Raw genomic sequence first — 21,258 nt, forward strand, 5'->3', positions numbered from 1 at the left:
GGCGTCGGACGTGGTTCGGACGCGCGGCGGCGCCAGGCGGGGATGGGGCGGACGCCGGGTGGCGTGAGAGGCCGAGGATCACCGCGTGGTGGTCCGCGGCGGCTCGGCGGCGGCGGGGGCCTACCGGGCGGGAGCGGGCGCGGCCGTGTCGAGTGATGTCGGCAGCCGTCGCAGCGCCCGGAAGCGCGCTTGCGGGGTGATGGGGGCTCTGTTAGAGGTGCCGGATGGTCTTTTTCGTGGCTCGCCGTGCGCCGACCCTCGCGCTTTTTTCCATGCTCGTGCTCGCGGCGTGTGGTTCCGACAGAGACCCGCTCGAGTCTGCCACCGGGGTGTCGGGCGGGCCGAGCGGGGGCCCGAGCGGGGGTCCGAGCGGTGACCCGAGCGGGGACCCGACCGACGGCGTGACGAGCAGCGGGACCGACACGGGCGGCTCCAGTCACCCGCCGTGCGAGCAATACCTGGCGTGCGTCGCGGTCGTCTCGCCCGACGCGCTGCCCACCGCCGAGTCGACGTTCGGGCCGATGGGCACCTGCTGGGACAGCTCCCCGGAGGTCCTGCAGGGCTGCCTCGACAGCTGCGCGTCGGGACTCTCGACGTTCGGGATGGTGTACCCGGACGAGCCGGCGTGCGGTGGTGGCGGCGGCACGACCGGCGAGCCGACCGGCACGACGACCGAGAGCGGCGTGAGCACCGAGCCCACGGGCACGACCGAGCCGGTATTCTGCCAGGACTCCCCGGGTCGGCCCGACGGCGCCGATTGCAGCGATTCGAGCGGCTGCGGCTGCAAGTCCGGCGCGTGCTTCCTGATCCCCGCGGTCGGCGGCGTGTGCGGGGAGTGCCTGGGAGACGCCGACTGCGACGGCGGCGGCTGCACGGCGCCCAACCTGTTCGGCGGCGTCGGCGGCGGGTCGCAGTGCAACGCGGGCGGCCCCGGCGACGGCTGCCAGTCCGACGCGGTGTGCTCCGACCCGAGCAACGACGTGTGCGGAGAGGTGATGTCGGTCCCCGGCATCATCACCATCTCGACCTGCGGCGAGTGCGAGACGAACGCGGACTGCGGCGGACAGACGCCGGTGTGCGCGCCGAAGTACGACCTCGCCAAATTCGGCGGCCGGTTCGACTGCGTGGCGGCCGGGTCGGTGGCCAACGGCGGCGGCTGCCAGACGAACGCGGCCTGCGCTTCGGGCCACTGCGGCGAGGTCTCCGCGATGGGCCTGCTCAAGTTCACGGTGTGCGGCGAGTGCCTGAGCGACAATGACTGCGGTCCGGGCGAACAGTGCTATGGCGGGTCGGCCGACCTCAACGTCGGCAAGCTGACCGGCGCGACCTGTCAGTGAGGCCGGGCCGCGGGCCGCGAGGCGTGGCGTCCGCGTCGGCGGCGTCGGCGGCGTCGACGGGGTCGGCTTCGACTTGGGTGGGCGGCCGAGCGCGCGCACGTCGGCCCTCGCCAAGCGAGGTCGCAGCGCCGCGCCCGCGGGCGTTCGCCGCGGTTGCGCGCGGCGGGCGAGTCGCGCTACGGATCGGCCGATGAACCCGACGCAGAGGCTCCCCAACGGCGTGACCGTGTACAAGTGGCCGCACAACGCCGAGCCGACGGCCGAGTCGGTGGCGGCCGAGATGGCGCGGTTCGGCTTCCGCAGCTACGACCTGCAGACGGTGCCGGCGTGGTTCTTCCGCAGCCGCCACGCGCACGACGAGGAGGAGATCCGCGGGGCGGTGACCGGCGTGACGACGTTCCACTTCGACGAGGGGCCGGTGACGCTCGAGGCCGGCGACATCCTGCTCATCCCGTCGGGGGTGGCCCACGAGGTCCGCAGCCACAACGGGCGCACGTTCTCGGCCTACAAGGGCTCGCGCAGCGGCGAGCGCCACGTGACGGAGCACGGCGACGCGCGCGGCAGCGTCGAGGACCTGGCCCGCGGGGGTCGCTCGTGAGCCACCTGATCGCGCTCGACCTCGACGGCACGCTCGAGGACAGCCGCGACGACATGGTCGCAGCGGTGCTGCGGGTGCGGGCCGGGTTCGGCCTGTCCGAACGGCCAGGTGCGGAGTTCCTGCCGCACGTCAACGCCGGGATGGACCACCTGTACCGCCAGTGCTTCGCCGACTACGTGGGCGCCGACGGGGCGCTGGACGAGGTGCGCGCGGCCTACGAGGCCGACTACCTGGCCCACATCGCCGACGCGACGCGGCTGTACCCGGGCATGGGCGACGCGCTGGTCGAGCTGGCGGCGCTCGGCTCGCTGGCGTGCGTGACGAACAAGCCCGAGCGGCTCAGCGCGGCGCTGCTCGAGGCGCTCGGGGTCGGGCGCCTGTTCTCGGCGGTGATCGGCGGCGACACGTGCCCCGAGTGCAAGCCGAGCCCGCGGGTGCTGGTCGAGGCGAGCCGTCGCGTCGGCCGCTCGGGGGCGGCGCTGATGATCGGCGACTCGGCGGCGGACGTGAAGTGCGGGCGCGCGTTCGGGGCGACGACGATCTGGTGCGCGTGGGGCTACGCGGCCGAGCCAGGGGCCGAGCCGCCGGACCACCGCGCCGCGGCGCCGCACGAGCTGCCGCGGCTGGTGCGCTCGCTGCTGCCCTGAAGCGGCGAGCGCGGCGCAGGAGGAGGCGCGGCTGCGAAGGGAGCGCTCGCGGGTGCCCTGAGCGGGCAGCGGCGGCAGCGGCGAGCCCTCGCAGCAGCGAGGCGCACGAGCGGCAGCGGCGAGCCCTCGCAGCAGAGGCGCACGAGCGGCAGCGGCGAGCCCTCGCAGCAGAGGCGCACGAGCGGCAGCGGCGAGCCCTCGCAGCAGCGAGGCGCACGAGCGGCTGCACCGGGCGCGCTCGCCGGGGGCGAGGTGCGGCGGGAGCTGTCGGCGAGCGAGCGGACGCGGCCCGAGGAGTGGCGAAGTTCGAACCTGTCGCATGGGGCATGCCGTAAGGGGCATGTCCCTTCGCGCATGTCGCGAAGAGCATGTCCCGACGAACATGCTCAAGCGTTCAGCTGAAACACGGCGTCCTCGAGCCAGTCGTTGAGGAACACGCCGCCCGGATCGAGGGCGGCGCGGTGGGCCAGGAAGGTGTCCATCTCCGAGTAGCGCTCACGGACCGCGCGCGGGTGCAGCAGGTACTTGCCCCAGTGCGGGCGGGCGCCGGGGATGGCCAGCATCTCGGCGCTCCACTGCGCGTAGAAGGCGTCGGCGTCGCGGGCCGAGCGGGTGGTGACGACCTCGATGTCGCAGATGGCCCGGCCGTGCGCGGGGGCCAGCAGGGCCGCGCTGGGGCCGATGAAGCGGGCGTGCACCACCATGTTGACGGGGAAGCTGGCGGCGCGGGCGAGGCGGTCGATGAGGCCGATCGTGCGCCGCCAGGCCTGCTCGGCGTCGGCCAGCGGGACGCCGTACGACATGTCCCAGCAGCGCGGGTAGGCCCGCTGGTAGTGGAAGGCGCGCGAGGCCGGGGCGACGGCGCTGCCGGAGGTCATCGACAGGTGCGGGGCGAGCTGCATGAACGCGGGCGTGAGCTCGGGGGCGACGCGGCCCAGCAGCGGCAGCACGCCGTTGCACCCGGCGTAGGTGCAGGCGTAGGTGAAGGCGAACTTGAGGCGGTCGGCGACGGTGGCCCCGCGGTCGGGCTCGTCGGTGCGGCGCATCAGCTTGCACCACAGGGTGTCGGTGAAGGGGAACCAGTAGAGCTCGACGAATTCGTAGGTGGCGAGCAGGTCGGGCAGGCCGCCGAGCACGTCGTCGACGCCGATCCGGCGGTCCTCGACGTGGAGGTGGAACTCGGGCCAGCAGCGCATGGTGACGTCGTGGACGACGCCGAGCGCGCCGAGCGAGCAGCGGGCGGCGTCGAACAGCGAGCCGTCGGCGGCGCTCAGGTGATGGACTTCGCCGCGCGCGTCGACGAGGGTCAGGGCGACGACCTCGTCGGACATGGTCGAGGTGTGGAGGCCGGTGCCGTGGGCGGCCACCGCGATCGCGCCGCCGACGGAGATGTCCTGGAAGATGGTCGGCGTGATCAGGGTGAGGCCGCGGGCCTGGGTGAAGCGGACCAGGTCGCGCACGGTCGCGCCGGCCTCGACGCGGATCGCGGGGGCGCCGTCGAAGCGGGTCTCGTGCACGCGGCGGAGCCGGCCGAGATCGACGAGGCTGCCGCGCGTGGGCACCAGCGGGCTCCACGAGCACGAATTGCCGACAGCGCGGATCCGGCCCGAGCGGCCGGCGCAGCGCACCGCCTCACGCAGCTCGTGAAGATCGCCGGGGCGGTAGAGGTCGGCGGTGCACGCCAGGTTGTCGTTCCAGTTGCGCCACTGGTAGTGCGGGATCCGGTCCAAGGTCGGCTCGTCAGATGTTGATGCTGTTCGGCACCAGCCGCGGCAGCAGGTACGGATAGGGTCGCGGACGGGCGCGGTTGCGCTGCTCGATCTGCTGCTCGACGGCCGCGAGGTCCGTGTGAAGGCGGGCGATCAGCGGCCGCGCCGCGGCGACCTGGCCGAGCGCGTAGGGGCCGTAGTCGCCGAAGCGATCGAAGCGATAGAACGCGATCTGGTTGTTTTGGAATTGCTCGGCGCCGATGTCGAGCGGCGGCAAGGTGGCGGCGATCCGGGCGGCGTCGACGACCTCGTCCTCGCGCGGCGGGGGCCGGTAGGCGGCGCCGGGGAAGGCGGGGACGTAGGTGAAGTGATCGGTCTGGGGGAAGTGCACGGCGGCGTGACCGGGGCCGGCGATGAACAGGAACTGCGCCAGCAGGTCGACGAGGGCGGCGCGGTCGTCCAGGCCCGAGGCCGGCAACACGCCGCGCAGGCGCCCGCCGTCGTCGGCCTGCAGCTCGTCGGCGAAGGCCTGCAGCTCGGCGTCGGCGCGCACGGCCGCGTCGCTCGGGTAGTAGAGGTCGACGTAGCCGGCGACGAAGCGGCGCAGCACGGGGGTCCACAGGCGGGCGTCGTCGCGCCACGGGTACTCGCGCGGGCCTTCGCCGACGCCGCGCGCGGCGAGGTCGGTCTCGAGCTCCTGGTCGCGCACCGACCAGCGCTCGTGGCTGCGGCGCATGATGTTGCGGGTCTCGGGCAGCGCGCCGGCGTAGAGGACGTCGAACACGCTGCCCGGGGTCTTGAGCAGGTTGAAGGCGAACCGGTTGACGGCGATGGTGTGGCGGGTGTGCGGCTGCAGCAGCACGTGGATCGGGTGCGACGGCGCGAGCTGCCGCTGCGAGCTGACGGCGAACGGCTCGGCGACGAAGTGGTGGCGATAGATGTGGCTCGACATCGCCTGCAGGTTGAACTCGGCGATCTCGACGTAGGTCTTGGCCAGGTCCCAGCGCGGGCTGCCGTCGCGCAGGTAGACCGGGTTGGGATCGGCGGCGCCCGGCTGATCGACGCGGATCGCCACGGGCACCAGGTCGCACTGCGGGTCGTGGCCGGGCCGCTGGCAGAACAGGGCGATCGGGGCCGGCAGGTACTTGCCGCGCCAGCGCGAGTCGCGACCGCCGACGCCGTTGGGCGCGAGGCTCCGCGCGAGCAGCTCGAAGTCGGCGACGAACAGGTTGCCGGCGGCGTGCTCGCCGGCCAGCGTCGCGCCGGGGCCGAGCGCGCGCGCGAGGGCGTCGTCGCCGAGAGGGAGGCGCGCGCGCAGGTCGTCGAGGTCCTGCACGCGCGCCAGCAGCAGGGGGTTGGGGCCGTCGATGCGGTTGCGAGCGAACAGGCCGTCGCGCTGGTGGTCGGTGACGGCCGGCGGGGCGCGCAGGCCGAGCCGGTCGTCGAACAGGTCGCGGAAGGCCGCGAGCTTGTCGACGTCGCCGAGCACGCCGCGCAGGCGGTGCCACAGCTTCTTGCCCTGGGCCCCGGCGACGGAGCGCAGCAGGTGCGGCAGGTACGGCAGGGCCCAGCGCGGGCCGTAGAGCTCGCGCAGCGGGAACTCGCCGGCGACGGCGATCGGCGCCAGCGGGTTGTCTTCGCGCCGCGCGTAGGTGTAGCGCTCGCGCGCGAGCCGGAGCGCCCGGCGTCGCGCGGTCGGGTCGGGCTCGTGCTGCGGCAACGAGGGCGACGGGACGGGCTTCATCGAGCTCGACCGTAGCACGCCGGTCTACGCGGGGGCGGGAGGCACCTGTCCCGAGAGACAGCCTCTGAGGCGAACGACCGACGGCGGGCGCTCCGCGAACGGCGGTCGCCGACGGGGACAGTCGAGGCCTTTCAAGCGCGTCTCCCCGCCCCCGGGCGAGGTCACGGACGAACGGGTCGCTGCAGAACCATGACCTCGAGGACAGGTTTCGAAGAGGCTGTCTCTTGAGTCATGTCCTGCGGTGCGCCGCGCGAGCTACGAGATGACCTCATGGACATGTCTCCAGGGACATGGCGCGAGCGACAGGGCACATCGGACATGACCCCGGGGACATGTCACGCGGTGCGGTGGCGGCGGGTGAACGAGCGCAGCAGGGCGGCGATGTTGCCGCGGACCTGGGGGTCGGTGCTGAGGCGGTAGCCGGGGGTGCGCATGGCGGCCGGAAGCAGCGGCAGCAGCGTGTCGTTGAGCTTCTTCTCGGCGCGGGCGTCGATGATCTTCTCGAACATGTCGGCGACGACGGTGTCGCCCTCGAAGTCGATCGAGAAGCGGGCGTCGCCGAAATTGTAGTGCAGGCCGCAGATCAGGAAGTTGAGGCGCGCCGGGCCGTCGACCAGGAGCGCCGGATCGGCGCCGATCCGCAGGCCGCCGTCGTCGAGGCGCAGGCGCACGCGGGTGCCGGGGAGCAGCAAGATGTCGACGAGGTGGTGGTGGAACAGCACGAGCCGGCCGCGGTCGTCGACGGGGAAGCGGTCGAGCAGGCCGCGCACGCCGGAGGCGCTCGGATCGCCGACGTCGCCGATCTGGCGGCGGATGATGGCCTCCACCAGAGCGTTCTCGAGCTGGCCGAGGCCGCCGACCTGGACCTCGCCCGACTGCAGGTGATAGCGGGCGCCGCGGAGCTGGATCGCCAGGCGCAGGCCGGGCATGCGCGCCGAGAGGCCGCGCTCGCTCTCGAGGGTGACCTCGACCTCGTTGGCGGTCAGGGTGACGCTGTCGGCCGGGTCCATCAGCAGCGCGAACTCGCCGTGATCGCCGGGCAGGCGGGCCGCGAACACGGCGATGCGCGTCGCGTCCTCGGGCGGGGCCGGCGGCATCGGCGGGCGCGGCAGGCCGAGCCGCTGGGCCCAGACGGGCGGCAGGCGCGGGGCGGCGAGGACCTTGTAGAGGTGCGAGAGCACGGCCTCGGTGACGGGGCTGACCGCGGCGGCCTCGTGGTAGTGCTCCTCGGCGATGCCGCTGATCGCCAGCTTCACGGCGGCGTCGCCGGCCCGCAGGCTGAGGTCGTGGAGGTAGAAGTCGGGCAGCCAGTCGAGCGAGCCGTCGGTGACGAACAGGCCGGCGGCCGAGCGCAGCGACACGCCGTCCTTGTCGAGGTGGAGGTCGATCGAGCCGCCGCGGGCGACGCAGATCTTGAGCGGACCCCACGGCTTGTCGGCGCCGAGCGCCAGGAGGGTGTCGTGGCCGGCCCGCGGCGAGCGATCGCTGGGCCAGAAGTGGCGCATGAACGCGGCGAACAGGGTCCGCATGGCGTGGCTGAGCAGCTGCTGCGACAGCTCGCCGGCCGGCGGCGAGGCGTCGATCACCAGCGTCCACGGCAGGAAGGTGAGGTCGATGGTGCGCACGGTGAGCGTCAGGCCGAGGCCGAGGATCCGCACCGTGGCGCCCTTGCCGAAGGCGATGTGGGCGCCGCCGCGGCCGAGCGAGAGGTCGACGGTGCGGGCCGCGTCGGCGCTGACGCGCACGGCCCCGAGCGCGCCGACGGTCTGCTCCCACACGACCACGCCGGGCGCGGCCGGCAGCGGCGGCGGGATCGGGGCGGCGGCCGGCAGGGCGAGGCGATCGAGGATGTCGGCGAGCCGCTTGTCGGGGACGAAGCGGGCGAACAGCCGGCGCAGGATCTCGTGCACCAGCGGCCCGCTGGGCGGCTGGCTCACCAGCTCGATCGCGGCGGCGCCGGGCCGGTAGCGCAGGCCTTCGAGGGCGACGTCGGCCAGCAGGTCGGTGCCCTCGGCGACGAGCTGCAGCGGGGCCTCGGCGCGCAGCTCGAGCGCGTCCGGGCGCCGCTCGAGCCGCAGGCCGGCGCCGGGCGGCAGCTCGAGGCGGACGCGGACCCGCTTCGAGCTGTCCCTTGGGACCTGCGCCAGGAGCCACGTCTCTTCGGGCAGCTGCGGCGGCGCCAGCGGGAGGTGCGGGCGCAGGCGGGTCAGCCCGAACTGCTCGACGCAGCGGGCCACCAGCTGCGACAGGTAGTCGCCGAGCGGCGGCTCGCTGGCGGCGCGCAGGCTGGTGGTTGCGATGTCGTGGTCGAGCGCGGCCAGCCGCAGGACCAGGCCCAGCTCGGGGGCGACGACGGCGAGCCCGCGCGCGCTGGTGAAGCCGAGCTCCGCGGGCGCGAGGCGGACGGCGAGGGTGTCGTCGGGGTCGAAGCGGACGTCGAGCGGGCCGACCACCGGGACGCGGGTGCTGGCGAGCAGGGCCGAGGGCAGCGCTTCGAGGCCCTGCTGGGGGCCGCCGTCGCGGCGCACGCCGAGGATGTCCGGAAGGACAGGTGCGGCGCGGACCCGGATCAGCTGGGCGAGGGCGAGGTCGCCGAACTCGCCGAGCGCGGGGCTGGCCTCGGTGACGACGCTGCCGTCGTGCCAGCGGTACTCGATCCGGTGGAGGTCGATGTCGGGCAGGACGGACAGGCCGCGGAAGCGCAGGCGCAGGCCGGCGGGGGCCTCGACGACCAGCGCGCCTTCGCCGTGGCGGACGTGGACCTCGCCGTCAGGGTCGGTGGTCAGGCGCACGCCGGTGCGCGGATTGAACGGCTGGTCGAGGATCTGCAGCTCCTCGGCGTCGCGCTCGTCGAAGAGGCCGAGGCGGCCCAGCAGGGCGGGCGACAGGCGCGGCAGCACGCGGGCGTCGACGACCCGGCGGAGCAGCGCGCGCATCAGCGGACCGAGCGGCGGGTCGGTCTGGATCTCCAGGCGGACCCGCGGCTCGACGCCGGCGACGGCCGACGGGGCGCCGACGAGGACGGCCCGGACCAGGCGCAGCTCGGCCAGCTCCGGCAGCTCGTCGGCGTGCACGGCGAGGCCGCCGGGGGCCTCGAAGCGGAACCCGCCGGCGGCGCGGGTGAGCAGCAGCTCGCGGTCGCCGAGCAGCGCCAGCTCGCCGCGGGCGCCGAGCGGGATGCGGGCCAGCACGCGGGCGCCGGACGGCGGCTGGCCGGCGTGCAGCTGGCCCGGGATGATGTCGGCCAGGCGCGCGCGCAGGCCGACGGGCGCGGCTGGCGTCGCGGACATGTCCGTCGGGGCATGTCCGTTGGGACCTGTGCCGACGGGCATGTCGGAAGGAGCATGTCCTTCGAGACCTGCGCCCACGGGCATGTCGGAAGAGACAGGCGCGCCCGCGGCATCGCGCTGCTTGCCGCGGCGCGGGCGCTTCTGGCCGCGGAGCCGGCGCACGAGGTCCTCGACGCGGACGCGGCGCTGCTCGTCGGCGAACAGGTCGTAGCCGGGGATGGTCATGGCCGCGGGCAGGCGGGCGCGCAGCCAGCGAGAGGCGACCCAGGCGACGAAGCGGACCAGGGCCCGGCGCGCGGGGCCGGTCGGGCCCGGGTCGATCTCGAGGCGGGCCTGGCCGAACAGCAGGCGCACGGCGAGGATCGGCAGGGCGAGGCCGAGGACCCGCACCAGGGCGGGCCGGCTGAGGGCGACCTCGGCCCGATCGCCGCGCAACTCGGCGACGAGGCGGGCGTCAGGAGGCAGCCAGACGGCGGCGCCGGCGGGGCCGTGGAACACCCGGCGAGCGCCGGTGCTCGGGTCGGCAGGCAGGTTCTGCGCCAGGTGGTCGAGGAGGCTGCGGCCGGGCTGCCAGCCGAGGCCGCGGCGGAGGGCGATGCGCATGGCGACGCCAGCGGCAGCGAACAGGAACGGGCCGATGGCGTCGGCCTCGGCGGTGACTGTCCCGAAGACCAGGTCGAGCCGGGTCCGCCGCAGCTCGACGGTGGGCAGGTCGGGCAGGCGGGCGAGCAGGGCGCTGCCAGGGTCGAGCTCGAGGGCCTCGGCGTCGAGCGCGAGGCGCAGCGGAGCGGCCAGCGCGAGCTCGAGGTCGAGGGGCCCGACGAGCGGGAGGTTGATCCGGCCGAGGGCCTCGCGCGGGACGTCGGTCGCGGCGGCGGCACGCGGACCGTCATGCGGTCGGCGATACCCGGGGACCTGATCGTCGAGGCCTGCCATGCCCTCGGGTGTATCGGATCTGGCAGAGGTTGGGCAGGTGAGGCGGGCGATCGGCAGGCTAAGCCCCGCGGATCGATACACTCGGAATACGTCGAAGCGGGGCCGCGGCGAGCGCGCTCAATCGCTCGTGACGCGGCGGAAAGGGGCCGCAGGAGCCCGTTCGTGAGGGACGGCGATCGGCGTCAGGGTGGCCTCGACGAGCATTCGCAGCGCCCGCTGCTGTCGACGCAGGCTGCTGCGATCGGCGGCGAGGAGGCCGACGACGATGAGAAACGGGACCAACAAGGTGGCGGCGACGACAGGTCCCGCGATCGCGAGCTGAAAGCCAGCCATCGCCAGGCCGAGGGCGATGATGAACGCGAAGGCGGTGCGCGTGAGCGGGTGGAGGCGGAAGCGGACGACGACGTGGGCGCCGCCGTCTCGCGGGCCGACGACGACCTCGCAGATGGCCCGCGTGCCGGGCCGCCAGGCGCCAGGATCGGCGGTGAGGTAGAAGCCGTGCGGGCTGCGCTCGAGCGCGAAGCCGGGGTCCTCGCCGTGGCCGGTGTGGGCCTGCAGACGGGCGACCTCCGGCGCGGCGAGGAATTGACGCTCGACGTCGGCCGGGTCGGCGGTGACGGTGAACTCGAGCGCCGCGGGCACGCGAGCCAGAGCGCCGGGGCGGCGCGTGACGGGCTCGGGCGAGGACGGAGACGACATCGCCGGCCGGACCGCGCGGGCGACCTAGCCCTTGGGCAAGGACTTCTTGACCAGGTCGCTGGCGACCACGGCGAGCTTGCCCGCGGCCTCGGCGACGGCGGCGGAGGTGCCCACGGCGCGCACGAGGGTCGAGAGGCCAGAGATCGCGCGGCGCAGGTCTTCGAGCTCGGGGCGCGACAGCGGCAGCAGCTCGACGACGACGAGGCTGACGCGCTGATGCTCGTCGCGCAGGACGCTGATGCGCTCGTCGAGGCCGCGGATCTGGTCGTTGATGGCGCTCCAGCGGGAGGGCTGTTCGTACGGATCGACCTGGTCGAGCCGCTGACGCATGCGCTCGCTGGCCTCGGTCAGCCGCGCGAGCGCCTGCGACAGGTCTTCGAGGAGTTCGTGTTTGTTGCTCATGCCGGGTTCGGGGGCGAGAGGGCCGGGAACAGGCTCGGCGGGCCGCGCCGCGGCGGTGCGTCCGCCGGGACGGGCCGGCCGCGCGGGCCGCTTGCGCTGCCGTCTGTCCGCCACCCCGAAACACTACGCAACTCGCCAGGGCGGCGCCAGGTGGGCCGTGCGGCGCGATCGCGACGCGCGCGCGACTTGGGGTTCACGAGGCGCGGAGGCGACGCGGGTGCGGCGACGTCACGGCGGGGCGGGGGCCGGCTCGGCAGGGTTGCTCGGATCGCGGTGAGACGGGTTCGGGCGCCGGTCGTCGGGCACGCGCGTGGGCGGGGTCGGCTCGCCCGGCTCGCCCGCGCCGGGATCGGCGAGGCCGCCCGGACCCGTGACGCCGTTCCCGCTGCCGCTGCTGCCGCTGCTGCCGCCGCCGCCCGCGCTGGCCGTGGCCGCGCCGACGGTGGCGCGCACCTGTTCGAGCCCGGCGTCGACCTGCTGGCCGACGATGACGCCGTACTCGACGTAAAACCGCGCGCCCTCGAGGAAGCGCGGCGGGCTGGCGAGCACGAGCAGCTGCTGGACGAAGCGCTGCAGCGCGGCGCGATCGATGGTGAGCGCGTGGGTGCGCGCGAGCACCGACTCTTCCCACTCGTACGAGCGATCCTGCACGGCGGCGGCGGCGGTGCTGGCGGCCACCAGGGCGTCGTAGAGCGCGAGCTGGCGGGTGCGCTCGGGGTCGCTGGCGATCTTCCAGAAGTGGATCGTGCGGGCGTTGAACTGGCCCTGCTCGGCGATCTGCTGCTGGCGCACGACCAGGTTGCGCTGGCGCAGCTGGGCCACGGCGGCGCGCGCGGCCGCGAACTCGGCGGTCTCCCGCTCGAGCCGCCCGCCGGCCTCGGCCAGCACCGCGGCCTGGGCCCGCATCTCACGCGCGGCGCAGCCTGGCGCGAGGGACAGGGCGAACAGGACAGGCGCAAAAGCCCATGTGCGAAGGGACATGGCGGTCAGGCCAGGCGACATGGCGCCGGGGACATGTCTGAAGATCCATGTGCGAAGGGACATGGCGATCACGGGGCGAGCACGGCGCCGGTGAGCACGCCGAAGCCGACGGTGGAGACGATGAGCTGGGCCAGGGCCTCGGGGGCCATGCCGCCCTTCGTGAACTTGACGAGCTCGGTGACGCCGGCGGCCAGGTAGACCTGGCGCAGGGCCATGGCGGCGCGCGAACGCACGATGCTGGCGTCGTGGCGCACGCCGAGGTCGAGCGCGTCGGCCCGCTTCTGGTCGGCGCGCCCGAGGGTCCAGGCGTTGCCGAAGGCGACCAGCGCCCTGGTGAGCTCGTCGCGGCACTTGCCGGCCTCGTAGGCCGACATGAGCGCCTGGGCGGAGCAGCCGGCGCGCTCGAGCTTGCCGAGGCTGGCCTGGGCCTCCATCAGCAGGACGGCCTCGTCGAGCTGGGCGACCAGCTTGGCCCGCGCGAGCCGCAGGCGACGCTCGCCGTGGCCGACGGCGGCGACGAGGGCGTCGTGCTCGACCCGCAAGGTCTCGCGGATCAGCGCCAGCACCGCGAGCTCGAGGGTGTCGACGGCCTGCTGCAGGCGGTCGATGCCGGCGATGGTGGTGTGGACGACGCGGGCGAACCGCGGGGCGCCGGCCAGCGCCTTGGCGGCGGCGGGATCGGGGTCGGCGGCGGCCTTGCGGCTGGCCTCGAGCTGACGCGCGGCGATCAGCGCGTCGACGGCGGCGAGCTGCTCGGCGAGCTGATACCAGCGCCCGAGCTCGGCCAGCGGCCGCAGATCGTAGGCGGTGAGGATCGCGGGGACCGGGACCTGGGCGAGGTCGGCGAACCGATCCTGCAAGACGGTCTCGTCGCAGACCTCGCGGCCGGTGGGGGTGAAGACCGGCGCGGCGGTCGGCGCGGGCTTGGTGGTGGCGGGGGTGAGGCCCGGGACGGCGGTGCCGGCGGGGCTCGGGGCGGCGCTCGGCGTGGGGGTGGAGGCGGTCGGATCGCCCTCCGGGGGGGCCGCGACGGGGGCTGCGGGGGCTGGGGCGAGCGCGGGGCGGAGGGGGGCGCTCAGGCCGGCGCCGAGGAACACGGGAGGGGCTGTCTGGATAGACAGGTCCAATCGGGCAGGTGCGAAGGGACCTGTACCCGAGGACATGACCGCCGCGACAGGCTCGAAAGGACCTGTACCCGAGGACATGGCCGCCGCGACAGGCTCGAAAGGACCTGTACCCGAGGACATGGCCGCAGTGACAGGTGCGGAGAGACTCGCGGGCGAGCGCGCGGCGGTCGAGGCGGGGCGCGGCTGGCTCGCGGGCTCGGGCGTGGACGCTGCGGGGGTGGCCGGCGCGGGCGAGGACGGCGGCGTGCCGGGCTGGTCCGTCGCGGGCTGGGTCCGGGTCGCGGGGCGCGGGGTCGGGGTCAGCGCCTTGCCCTTGCTCGGCTGTTCGAGCGCGCTGCAGGGCTGCTTGGCGGCGGCGTAGGCGGACAGGCGGCGCGACAGCTCGGTGTGGTGCTGTTGCAGCGCGTCGTGGACCGCGAGCAGCTGATCGAGCTGCGATCCGAGCTCGCTCGGGCCGCAGGTGGGGCCGCTGCAGACCACCCGCTCGCGCAGGGCCGCGAGGTTGTCACGGCGGTCCATGCACAGCCGGCGCTGACGGTCGACGCTGGCCTGAAGGACAGGTGAGGCGTCGGGCCGCAGGAACGCGGGGCAGCCGGGGCCGGCCGCGTCGGCGTCGCCGAGCTTGAGGGCGCGCGCGGCCATCTGGTGCTCGTTGACGGCGCGGGCCAGGCGACTCTCGCCGCTGTCGGGGCCCCGCCAGTGGCGCTGCAGGGTCCGCAGCTCGCGCAGGAGGTCGGCGCCCGGATCGGGGCCAGGGACGGGCGGCGGCTTGCCCTTGCCGACGACCGGCGCGGGCGCATCGCCGAGCGGAAAGGCGTGGCCGACGAGGGCGTGCAGGCGGGTCGAGATCTTGCTGCAGAGGGTGGTCCAGCCGTCACCCTTGAAGCGCGCGCGGCAGCGCGTGAAGTAGAGGACCTGGACCTCCGGGTCGGCCTCGCCCCGGGCGCCGAGGACGTCGAGGAGATCGCGGTCGCGGCCGACCTCGGCCCAGGCCTGGGCCGCAGCGACCTCGTCCTTCAGCATCGCCTGCGACTGGCCCAGCTCCTCGGTGAAGCCGTCGACCAGGCGCGCAGCCTTGAGCTCGCCGTCGGCCCCCTCGGCCGAGGCCGCGTCGCGCGGACGATGAAGGTGGAGCCCGCAGCCGAGGGCCGCGGCGAAGAGGAGCGGGACGAACCGAAGCCGAGCGGGCACGGAGGCTCCGAGCACTGTGGCACGGGCCCGCCGCACAAGCCAGCGCCCCGCGCCGCGGGCAGTCGGGTAGGATCGCGCGGACCATGGCGCCGCACCCGGAAGCAGGTCGCGCCCCCGCGGGCCCGACCGACGCGCTGCGGCGGCTGCACGACCGCCACGCGGAGCGGCTGCGCACCGCGGCGCGCTGGCTCGGGATCGACGATCACGAGCGCGACGCGGCGGTGGCGGGCTGCTTCCGCAGCGCGGCGGCGGCTGTCCCGGAGGACAGCGCGACCGGCTGGGCGACGCTCGTGCGCGCGCTGGGGCGGGCGCGACCGTCCGACGTGCCGCCGGAGCCGCGCGCGACCGGGGAGGCGGCGCTGCTGGGGTTCCTCGGCCGCCGCACCGCCGACGAGCGGGCCGTGTTCGCGCTGGCCGAGCTGGGGGGCTTCGACGCGATCCAGCTGGCGCAGGCGATCGGGGCCCCGCCGGCCGCGGGTCAGGCGCTCATCGTCGGCCTGCGGCGGGCGTTCGCGGCCGATCCCGCGGTCGCGGCCGCGGGCGGTCCGGCGTCGGTGCTGGCCGAGTCGGTGGTGGTCGACCGCGCGCCGCCGGGCTGGCGGGCGTCGGCGCTGGCTGAACTTCTGGGCATGTCCGAAGAGACAGGCGAGCCGGGGATCCCGCGGGCGGCGGCGGTCGCGGTGGCGATCCTGGCGATCGCGGTGCTGGTGGCCCTGCGCCCGCGCGCGCCGGTGCCCGCGCCCGAGCCGTCGCTGGCGTCGGTCGAGGCGGCGGCGAGCGAGCGACCGCCGCTGCACGAGACGGCGGTGCCGACGCCGGCGCCGGCGATCGCGGCGCCGCCGGTCGTGGGTGAACCAAAGGACATGGCCAAAGGCGCAGGTTCGAAGCGCCCGGTGGTGGTGCGCAAGAAGGGCGGGCGGGCGCCGAGCGCCGCGGCGAAGCAGACGCAGGCCCAGCGCGACGCGGAGGCGGCGGCCAACGACCCCGGCAACGTGATCGTCGAGCTCGAGATGCTCGGGGCGGCCCAAAAGGCGCTGAAGGGCTCGCCGGGGCAGGCGCTGGCGTACGCCGACCAACACGCGCGCGACTACCCGAACAGCCAGATGGTCGAGCTCCGCGCGGTCGTCCGCGTGCGTGCGCTGTGCGCCCTCGGCCGGGCCGACGAGGCCCGCGCGGAGGCGCAGCGCCGGCCGTGGTCGAAGGTGCAAACGGCGCTGCGCGAGGGCTGCGGGGGATGAGGCGCACGCGGAGGCGCGGCGTGGCGCCCGGCGTCGCGGGCCTGGGCTCGCGGGTGCGGGCATCCGCGGCGGATCCGCGGGCTCGCGCGAGATGTCCTGGCGATGCTGGCCGAAGCGCCCGACGACCCCGCGCGGCTGACGGCCCGCGCCGAGTCGCTGGGGTCGGGTCGCTGAACAGCCCCGCGCGCCGGGTGTCCGCGACATGTGCTTCAGGACATGCTCGTTCGGGCATGCTCTTCGGGACATGACCGATTGGGCATGCCCTCGAGGTCAGGGCGCGAACACCAGCGAGCCGCCGGCCGGGATGGTGAAGCTGAGCTTGCCGAGAGCGGTGACCGACGCCTTGCCGCCGGCCAGCGCGTCGGTCAGCTCGGTCGCCGCGGCGAACCCCAGAGCCGGGCCGGCGTCGACCGTCACCATCTGCGGCGCCCCGGCGCGGGTGAGCGCCACGATCGCGGCGTCGCCGTCGGCGATCTTGCGGCCGAACACCAGGGTGTCCTCGTCGGCGAACAGCGGCACGTAGGCGCCGCGGCGCAGCGGCGCGATCTGCTGGCGGGCGCTGCCGAGCTTGCGCGTGTGCTGCAGCGTCGCCAGCTCGTCGGCCGACAGCTCGGCCTCGGGGCGCCACATGCGGCGGTTGTTGGGGTCGGCGCCGCCCCACTGGCCGTACTCGTCGCCGTAATAGAGGAGGGGCGCGCCGGGCAGGCCGAACAGCCAGGTCAGGGCCAGGCGCGTGCGGCGGTACGGCTCCGGGTCGCCCGGCGCCTCGGCGACGTTGTCCCACTGGTTGCCCGGCACGCCCTTGTCGTGGCCGTCCTGGCCGCGGTAGTCGGCGTGGCTGACGAAGCGCGGGGTGTCGTGGCTGCCGATGTACGGGGTCATGACGGCGCCGGCGGGCCACTTGTCGAGGCCGTGACGGACCCAGTAGTCGGCGTGCAGCATGCCGCTGTCGCCCCACGCGAAGGTCCGGTAGCTGACGCCGTGGTAGAGGACGAAGTCGAACTGGCCGTCGAGCCCGAACGGGCCGATGTAGCGGGCGATCGTGCCGTAGTTGTCGTCGTTGCACGGATCGGGGCAGTCGTTCCAGCCCATCGCCGTCTCGCCCATGAGGAAGTACTTGGTGCCGGCGCGCTCGAAGCCCTCGCGCACGGCGGCGGCGAGGTTGCGGGTCGCGGACTCCTCGACGTGCTTGACGGCGTCGACGCGCAGACCGTCGAGGTCGAACTCGTCGAGCCACCAGGCGGCGTCGGCGACGAACTGATCGTTGGCCTCGGTGACGCTGTGGTCGATGTCCGGCAGGTAGTCGGCGAACATGCACTCGAGCGCCTTCTCGGTCCAGTCGCAGCCCGAGGTGCCGCACACGCAGCCGGTGCGGAACCACTCGGGGTGCGACTGCATGTACTCGTGCTCGGCGTGGACGTGGTTGATGACGTAGTCCTGGAGGACGCGGATGCCGTGGCGGTGGGCCTCGTCGATCATGGCCGCCAGCGCCGCAGCGCCGCCGAGCCGCGGATCGACCTCGCGGGCCCGGATCGGCCAGTAGCCGTGGTAGCCGGTGACCCAGTGGACGCCGTCGGCGGCCTTGAAGGCGTCTTCGGGGTTGGTCTGAAACGGGGTCAGCCAGATCGCCCGCACGCCGAGTTCGTCGAGGGTGCCGTCGGCGATCGCGGCGCGCAGGCCCTCGAGGTCGCCGCCGTCCCAGTCGCCGCGCACGTCGGCCATCGGTGTCGGGCCAGGACTGTCGCCGGGCTCGCCGTCGCGGAAGCGATCGGTGAGGACCATGTAGACGAGCGCGTCGTCCCAGCGGAACGCCTCGGCCTCGATCCAGAACGGGAGGAGGATCGGCTCGCTGACGTGACCGTCGGCAGCGGCGACGGTGACGGTGATCCGGTGCTTGCCGTCAGGAAGATCGGCCACGGCGATGGTGAGGTCGCCGGTGGCAGGATCGACGACGAACTCTTCGTCCGTCAGCGGGCGGGCATCGCCGCCGGTGCGCAGGGTCGCGGTGAACTCGCGGACCGCGGGGCCGGCGCCCGCGAGGCCGTCGACGTAGCGCAGGGTGGCGCCGTAGACGCCAGCGCCCGGGCCGGGCCGCTCGGCCGCAGAGGCGGCGACCTCGACGCTCGGACGCCGGCAGTCGGGCACGAGGATCGCGGAGTTCTCGGTCCCACCGACGTACTTGCGCCGGCCCTGGCCGGGATCGAGGACCCACTGATCGGCGCCGCCCTGGTCGTAGACGACCTTGTAGCCGTGCAGGCCAGGCGGGAGATCGACTGTCCCTCGATACATGCCATTTGGGTCAGGTCCTTCGAGCCATGTCGCAGAGGCCAGGTCGAAGCCGTGCCACTCGCCGGCCACGCGCGGGGAGTCGCCGCCGGACGGGGGATCGAAGGCGAAGCTCGCCGGACATACGAAGGCCGGATCGCCGGTCGGGTCGTCGGTGGTGGTCGGCTCGCCGGTGGTGCCGGTGGTGGTGCCGGTGGTCGGATCGGGCTGAGCGGTGGAGGCTGCGTCGGTGCCCGGGAAGCTGCTCGGGTTGTTCGTCAGTCCGCCGCTGGTGGTGGCGTCGGTGTCGCCGGGCGTGGGGGCCGGGCAGGCGCCGAGGAGCAGGAGGACGGGGACGAGGCGGATCGGCGGACGCACCATGCGGGCCGACGATAGCAACACGCGGCCCGACGAGACAGCGTCCACGCCCGCGCGGTAGGGTGGGCGGGTCATGATCCGAGCTTCCTCCGTCGCCCTACTGGCCGCGCTGACGTCGACCTCGCTCGCCGCGCCGGCGACCGCCGCCGAGCCGCAACGGACCCGCTTCGCGCTGCCCAGCAGCAACGGCTGGGGCGCGCTCCTGGTCGACCTCAAGGCCGGCAAGGCGACCGAGCTGCGCGAGCACGTGTTCGCGGCCGAGGAGCCGAAGATCGACGAGCAAGGTCAGGACATCTGGGACGGCGAACAATTCGCGACGGTGCACACGCGCGATGTCTTGTACGACGCGTACTTCGGCGTTCGCGCCGAGGGCGAGCAGCTGTGGCTGCCGTCGGTGCCGGTCGACGAGGACGCCAGCGGTTACTACGCGTGGAGCGACAGCGAGGAGGTCGGCACCGGCATCGTGAAGATGGTGCAGCCGCTCGGGGCGCTCGAGGCAACGACCTTCGCGTTCGCGCCGCAGGGCCTCGAGGCGGCCGGGATGGTGCTGCTGCTGCGGCTCAAGAACACCGGGGCGCAGCCGCTGCAGGGGGTGCAGGCGTTCTCGCTGCACAACTTCCACCTCGGGTCCGGGCGCCCGAACCGGCCGTGGGACGTGCACGAAGACATCGGCAACAACGGCGAGACGCTCGAGTTCGTCGGCGGCGCCGAGGCCCGCTTCCGCGAGCGCGGGTTCGCCGGCACGATCGTGACGCGAGCGCTGGCGCCGATCGTGCACCGCGGGGTCGGGCCGGGCGTCGATCTGTTCGCGCTGGTCGATCAGGGGCTGGCCGATCTGCCCGACAACATGGCGCCGGCCAACGCGGTCGACAACGCGACCTCGGCGTTCCAGTGGAACGTCGGCGCGCTGGCGCCGGGCGCCGAGGCGTGGATCGGGATCGCGGCGATCCACCGCGGCGATCCGTTCGCCGGCGCGGAGGCCGAGACGACCCTCGACGCGTGGATCGACGGCGTCGGCCCGCAGCTGCTGCTGGCCCGCGAGCGCGCGGTGTGGGCCGACCTCCACCAGCAGCAGTCGAAGCTGCCGGACGGGCTGGCCGCGGCCGAGGTGCCCATGCTGCGCCAGGCAGTAGCGATGTTGCACATGGGACAGGTCCTCGAGGACAGGTCGTTCGCGCGCGAGTGGCTGAGCCAGGACGGCGAGCCGCGGCGCACCCGCTTCCCCGGGCTCGACGACGAGCCCGCGATGCTACCGGCGTGGATCAAGCACCGCGGCCGGGGGGCGGTGCTGGCCAGCCTGCCGCCGGGCGAGTGGACCTACGCGTGGATCCGCGACGGCGCCTACGCGACCACGGCGATGGCGGCGCTGGGGATGAAGGAGCACGCGCGGGCGTCGCTCGCCTACTACCTCGACGCCGAGGCCGGGCGGTTCCAGCAGTGGACCGAGCTGCAGCCGTACAGCATGCCGCCGTACCAGATCAGCCTGGTGCGCTACTTCGGGTTCGGGGTCGAGGAGACCGACTTCAACGCGTTCGGGCCCAACCTCGAGTTCGACGGCTTCGGCCTGTTCCTGTGGGCGCTGCGGGCCTACGAGGTGCTGAGCGGCGACACCTCGCTGGCCGACGCGCGCTGGGAGCAGGTCGCGACCGAGGTCGCCGACGTCCTGGTCGCGCTGGTCGACCCCGAGACCGGGATGATCCGGCCCGACTCGTCGATCTGGGAGACGCACTGGCTCGGGCGCCAGCGGCGGTTCACGTACACCAGCATCACCGCCGCGCGCGGGCTGTGCGACGCGGCCGCCATCGCCGAGCGCCGCGGCGACGCTGTCCGTGCGGACATGTACAAGAAGACAGGTGAATCGATCCGCGCCGCCATCGCCGCGCGCGCCACCGACGGCGACGGGGCGCTGGCTGGCAGCGTCGAGGAGCTGGCGACCGGCGAGGGTTACTTCGACGCGGCGGTGTGGGACGCGATCGCCATGGGCCTGTTCGATCCGCAGGGCCCGATCGCGCAGGCGACCTTCGCCGGGCTCGACGAGCACCTGCGCGTCGACGCCGGGGTCGGGTGGTCGCGCAACGACGACCGCTGGGACCACGCGATGATGGAGGACGCGACTCCGTGGGGCAGCGACTACGACAGCGCCGAGTGGGTCATCACCGACCTGCGCGGCTCGGTGGCGCTGCGCAAGGCCGGCGAGGCGGCGCGGGCCGACGCGCTGAACGAGTGGGTGCGCGAGCAGGCGGCCACCAACTACTACATGACCGCGGAGACGTTCGACGAGAAGACCGGCGTGTACAAGTTCAACTCGCCGATGCTCGGCTTCGGCGCCGGGGCTTACGCGCTGGCGCTGGCCCACCGCGCGGGGGCGTTCGCCGACCCGGCCTGCGGCGCCTACTTCGTCGAGGAGGACGTCGATCCGACCACGAGCACCGGCACCGACACCGGCGAGACGACGACCACCGGCGCGCCCGACCCGACGACCGCGGCGCCGACCACCGGCACCAATTCGACGGGCACGACGAGCGAGGGCGAGACCGCGACGACGAGCGTGTCGAGCGCGGGCTCGGCGACCGCGGGGCTCACGGGTGGGACCAGCGAGGATGGCTGCGGATGCACGTCGGGCGGACCTGGAGCGCCGGCGGCGCTGCTGCTGCTCGGGCTCGTGGTTCGGCGTCGGCGTCGGCGCGCTTGACCCAGCGGCGCGCGGCGTCCCAAC

The 21,258-nt window shown here is 74.3% G+C and carries 13 protein-coding genes; 5 read left to right on the forward strand and 8 right to left on the reverse strand.

Annotation, left to right across the window (positions count from 1 at the left end; all coding sequences use genetic code 11):
- Positions 1 to 401: 401 nt before the first annotated feature.
- From POL25_RS22905 to POL25_RS22915, 3 genes are all read left to right on the forward strand, one after another.
- On the forward strand, positions 402 to 1,337 hold the full coding sequence (locus POL25_RS22905; protein WP_272088268.1) for a hypothetical protein: 936 nt from the start codon (positions 402 to 404) through the stop codon (positions 1,335 to 1,337).
- 190 nt (positions 1,338 to 1,527) lie between these two features.
- Positions 1,528 to 1,935, forward strand: a complete 408-nt coding sequence (locus POL25_RS22910; RefSeq protein ID WP_272088269.1) for an AraC family ligand binding domain-containing protein — start codon at positions 1,528 to 1,530, stop codon at positions 1,933 to 1,935.
- Positions 1,932 to 2,582 (forward strand): HAD family hydrolase, encoded by a 651-nt coding sequence (locus POL25_RS22915; RefSeq protein ID WP_272088270.1) that lies wholly within the window; start codon positions 1,932 to 1,934, stop codon positions 2,580 to 2,582. Before POL25_RS22910 ends, POL25_RS22915 begins: the two co-directional genes overlap by 4 nt.
- A gap of 386 nt (positions 2,583 to 2,968) precedes the next feature.
- Here POL25_RS22915 and POL25_RS22920 read toward each other — a convergent pair whose 3' ends face one another.
- The 7 genes from POL25_RS22920 to POL25_RS22950 form a co-directional block, all read right to left on the reverse strand.
- The gene (locus POL25_RS22920; RefSeq protein WP_272088271.1) at positions 2,969 to 4,312 is read right to left on the reverse strand and encodes a D-arabinono-1,4-lactone oxidase; all 1,344 of its coding nucleotides are present in this window, start codon (positions 4,310 to 4,312) and stop codon (positions 2,969 to 2,971) included.
- A 10-nt stretch (positions 4,313 to 4,322) separates the two neighbouring features.
- Positions 4,323 to 6,035 carry a lipoxygenase family protein gene (locus POL25_RS22925; protein WP_272088272.1) on the reverse strand — a complete coding sequence of 571 codons (1,713 nt, stop codon included), beginning with the start codon at positions 6,033 to 6,035 and terminating at the stop codon, positions 4,323 to 4,325.
- Positions 6,036 to 6,370: 335 nt separating this feature from the next.
- Positions 6,371 to 10,261 (reverse strand): hypothetical protein, encoded by a 3,891-nt coding sequence (locus POL25_RS22930; RefSeq protein WP_272088273.1) that lies wholly within the window; start codon positions 10,259 to 10,261, stop codon positions 6,371 to 6,373.
- A 117-nt stretch (positions 10,262 to 10,378) separates the two neighbouring features.
- Positions 10,379 to 10,960: a hypothetical protein gene (locus POL25_RS22935; RefSeq protein ID WP_272088274.1), complete on the reverse strand. Its 582-nt coding sequence runs from the start codon at positions 10,958 to 10,960 to the stop codon at positions 10,379 to 10,381.
- A gap of 24 nt (positions 10,961 to 10,984) precedes the next feature.
- The gene (locus POL25_RS22940) at positions 10,985 to 11,362 is read right to left on the reverse strand and encodes a hypothetical protein (protein ID WP_272088275.1); all 378 of its coding nucleotides are present in this window, start codon (positions 11,360 to 11,362) and stop codon (positions 10,985 to 10,987) included.
- 228 nt (positions 11,363 to 11,590) lie between these two features.
- Entirely contained in the window at positions 11,591 to 12,343 is a 753-nt protein-coding gene (locus POL25_RS22945) for a hypothetical protein (RefSeq protein ID WP_272088276.1), read from the reverse strand.
- Between the two features lie 68 nt (positions 12,344 to 12,411).
- Positions 12,412 to 14,661 carry a hypothetical protein gene (locus POL25_RS22950; RefSeq protein WP_272088277.1) on the reverse strand — a complete coding sequence of 750 codons (2,250 nt, stop codon included), beginning with the start codon at positions 14,659 to 14,661 and terminating at the stop codon, positions 12,412 to 12,414.
- Between the two features lie 83 nt (positions 14,662 to 14,744).
- Here POL25_RS22950 and POL25_RS22955 point away from each other — a divergent pair, with 83 nt between their 5' ends.
- Positions 14,745 to 15,899 (forward strand): hypothetical protein, encoded by a 1,155-nt coding sequence (locus POL25_RS22955; protein WP_272088278.1) that lies wholly within the window; start codon positions 14,745 to 14,747, stop codon positions 15,897 to 15,899.
- Positions 15,900 to 16,169: 270 nt separating this feature from the next.
- Here POL25_RS22955 and POL25_RS22960 read toward each other — a convergent pair whose 3' ends face one another.
- Positions 16,170 to 18,545 (reverse strand): alpha-amylase family glycosyl hydrolase, encoded by a 2,376-nt coding sequence (locus POL25_RS22960; protein ID WP_272088279.1) that lies wholly within the window; start codon positions 18,543 to 18,545, stop codon positions 16,170 to 16,172.
- A 70-nt stretch (positions 18,546 to 18,615) separates the two neighbouring features.
- Between POL25_RS22960 and POL25_RS22965 the strand changes: the two genes are divergently transcribed.
- The gene (locus POL25_RS22965) at positions 18,616 to 21,234 is read left to right on the forward strand and encodes a glycoside hydrolase family 15 protein (RefSeq protein WP_272088280.1); all 2,619 of its coding nucleotides are present in this window, start codon (positions 18,616 to 18,618) and stop codon (positions 21,232 to 21,234) included.
- Positions 21,235 to 21,258: the final 24 nt, after the last annotated feature.

Origin of the sequence: Nannocystis bainbridge, from assembly GCF_028368995.1 — a bacterium.
GTDB lineage: Bacteria > Myxococcota_A > Polyangia > Nannocystales > Nannocystaceae > Nannocystis > Nannocystis bainbridge.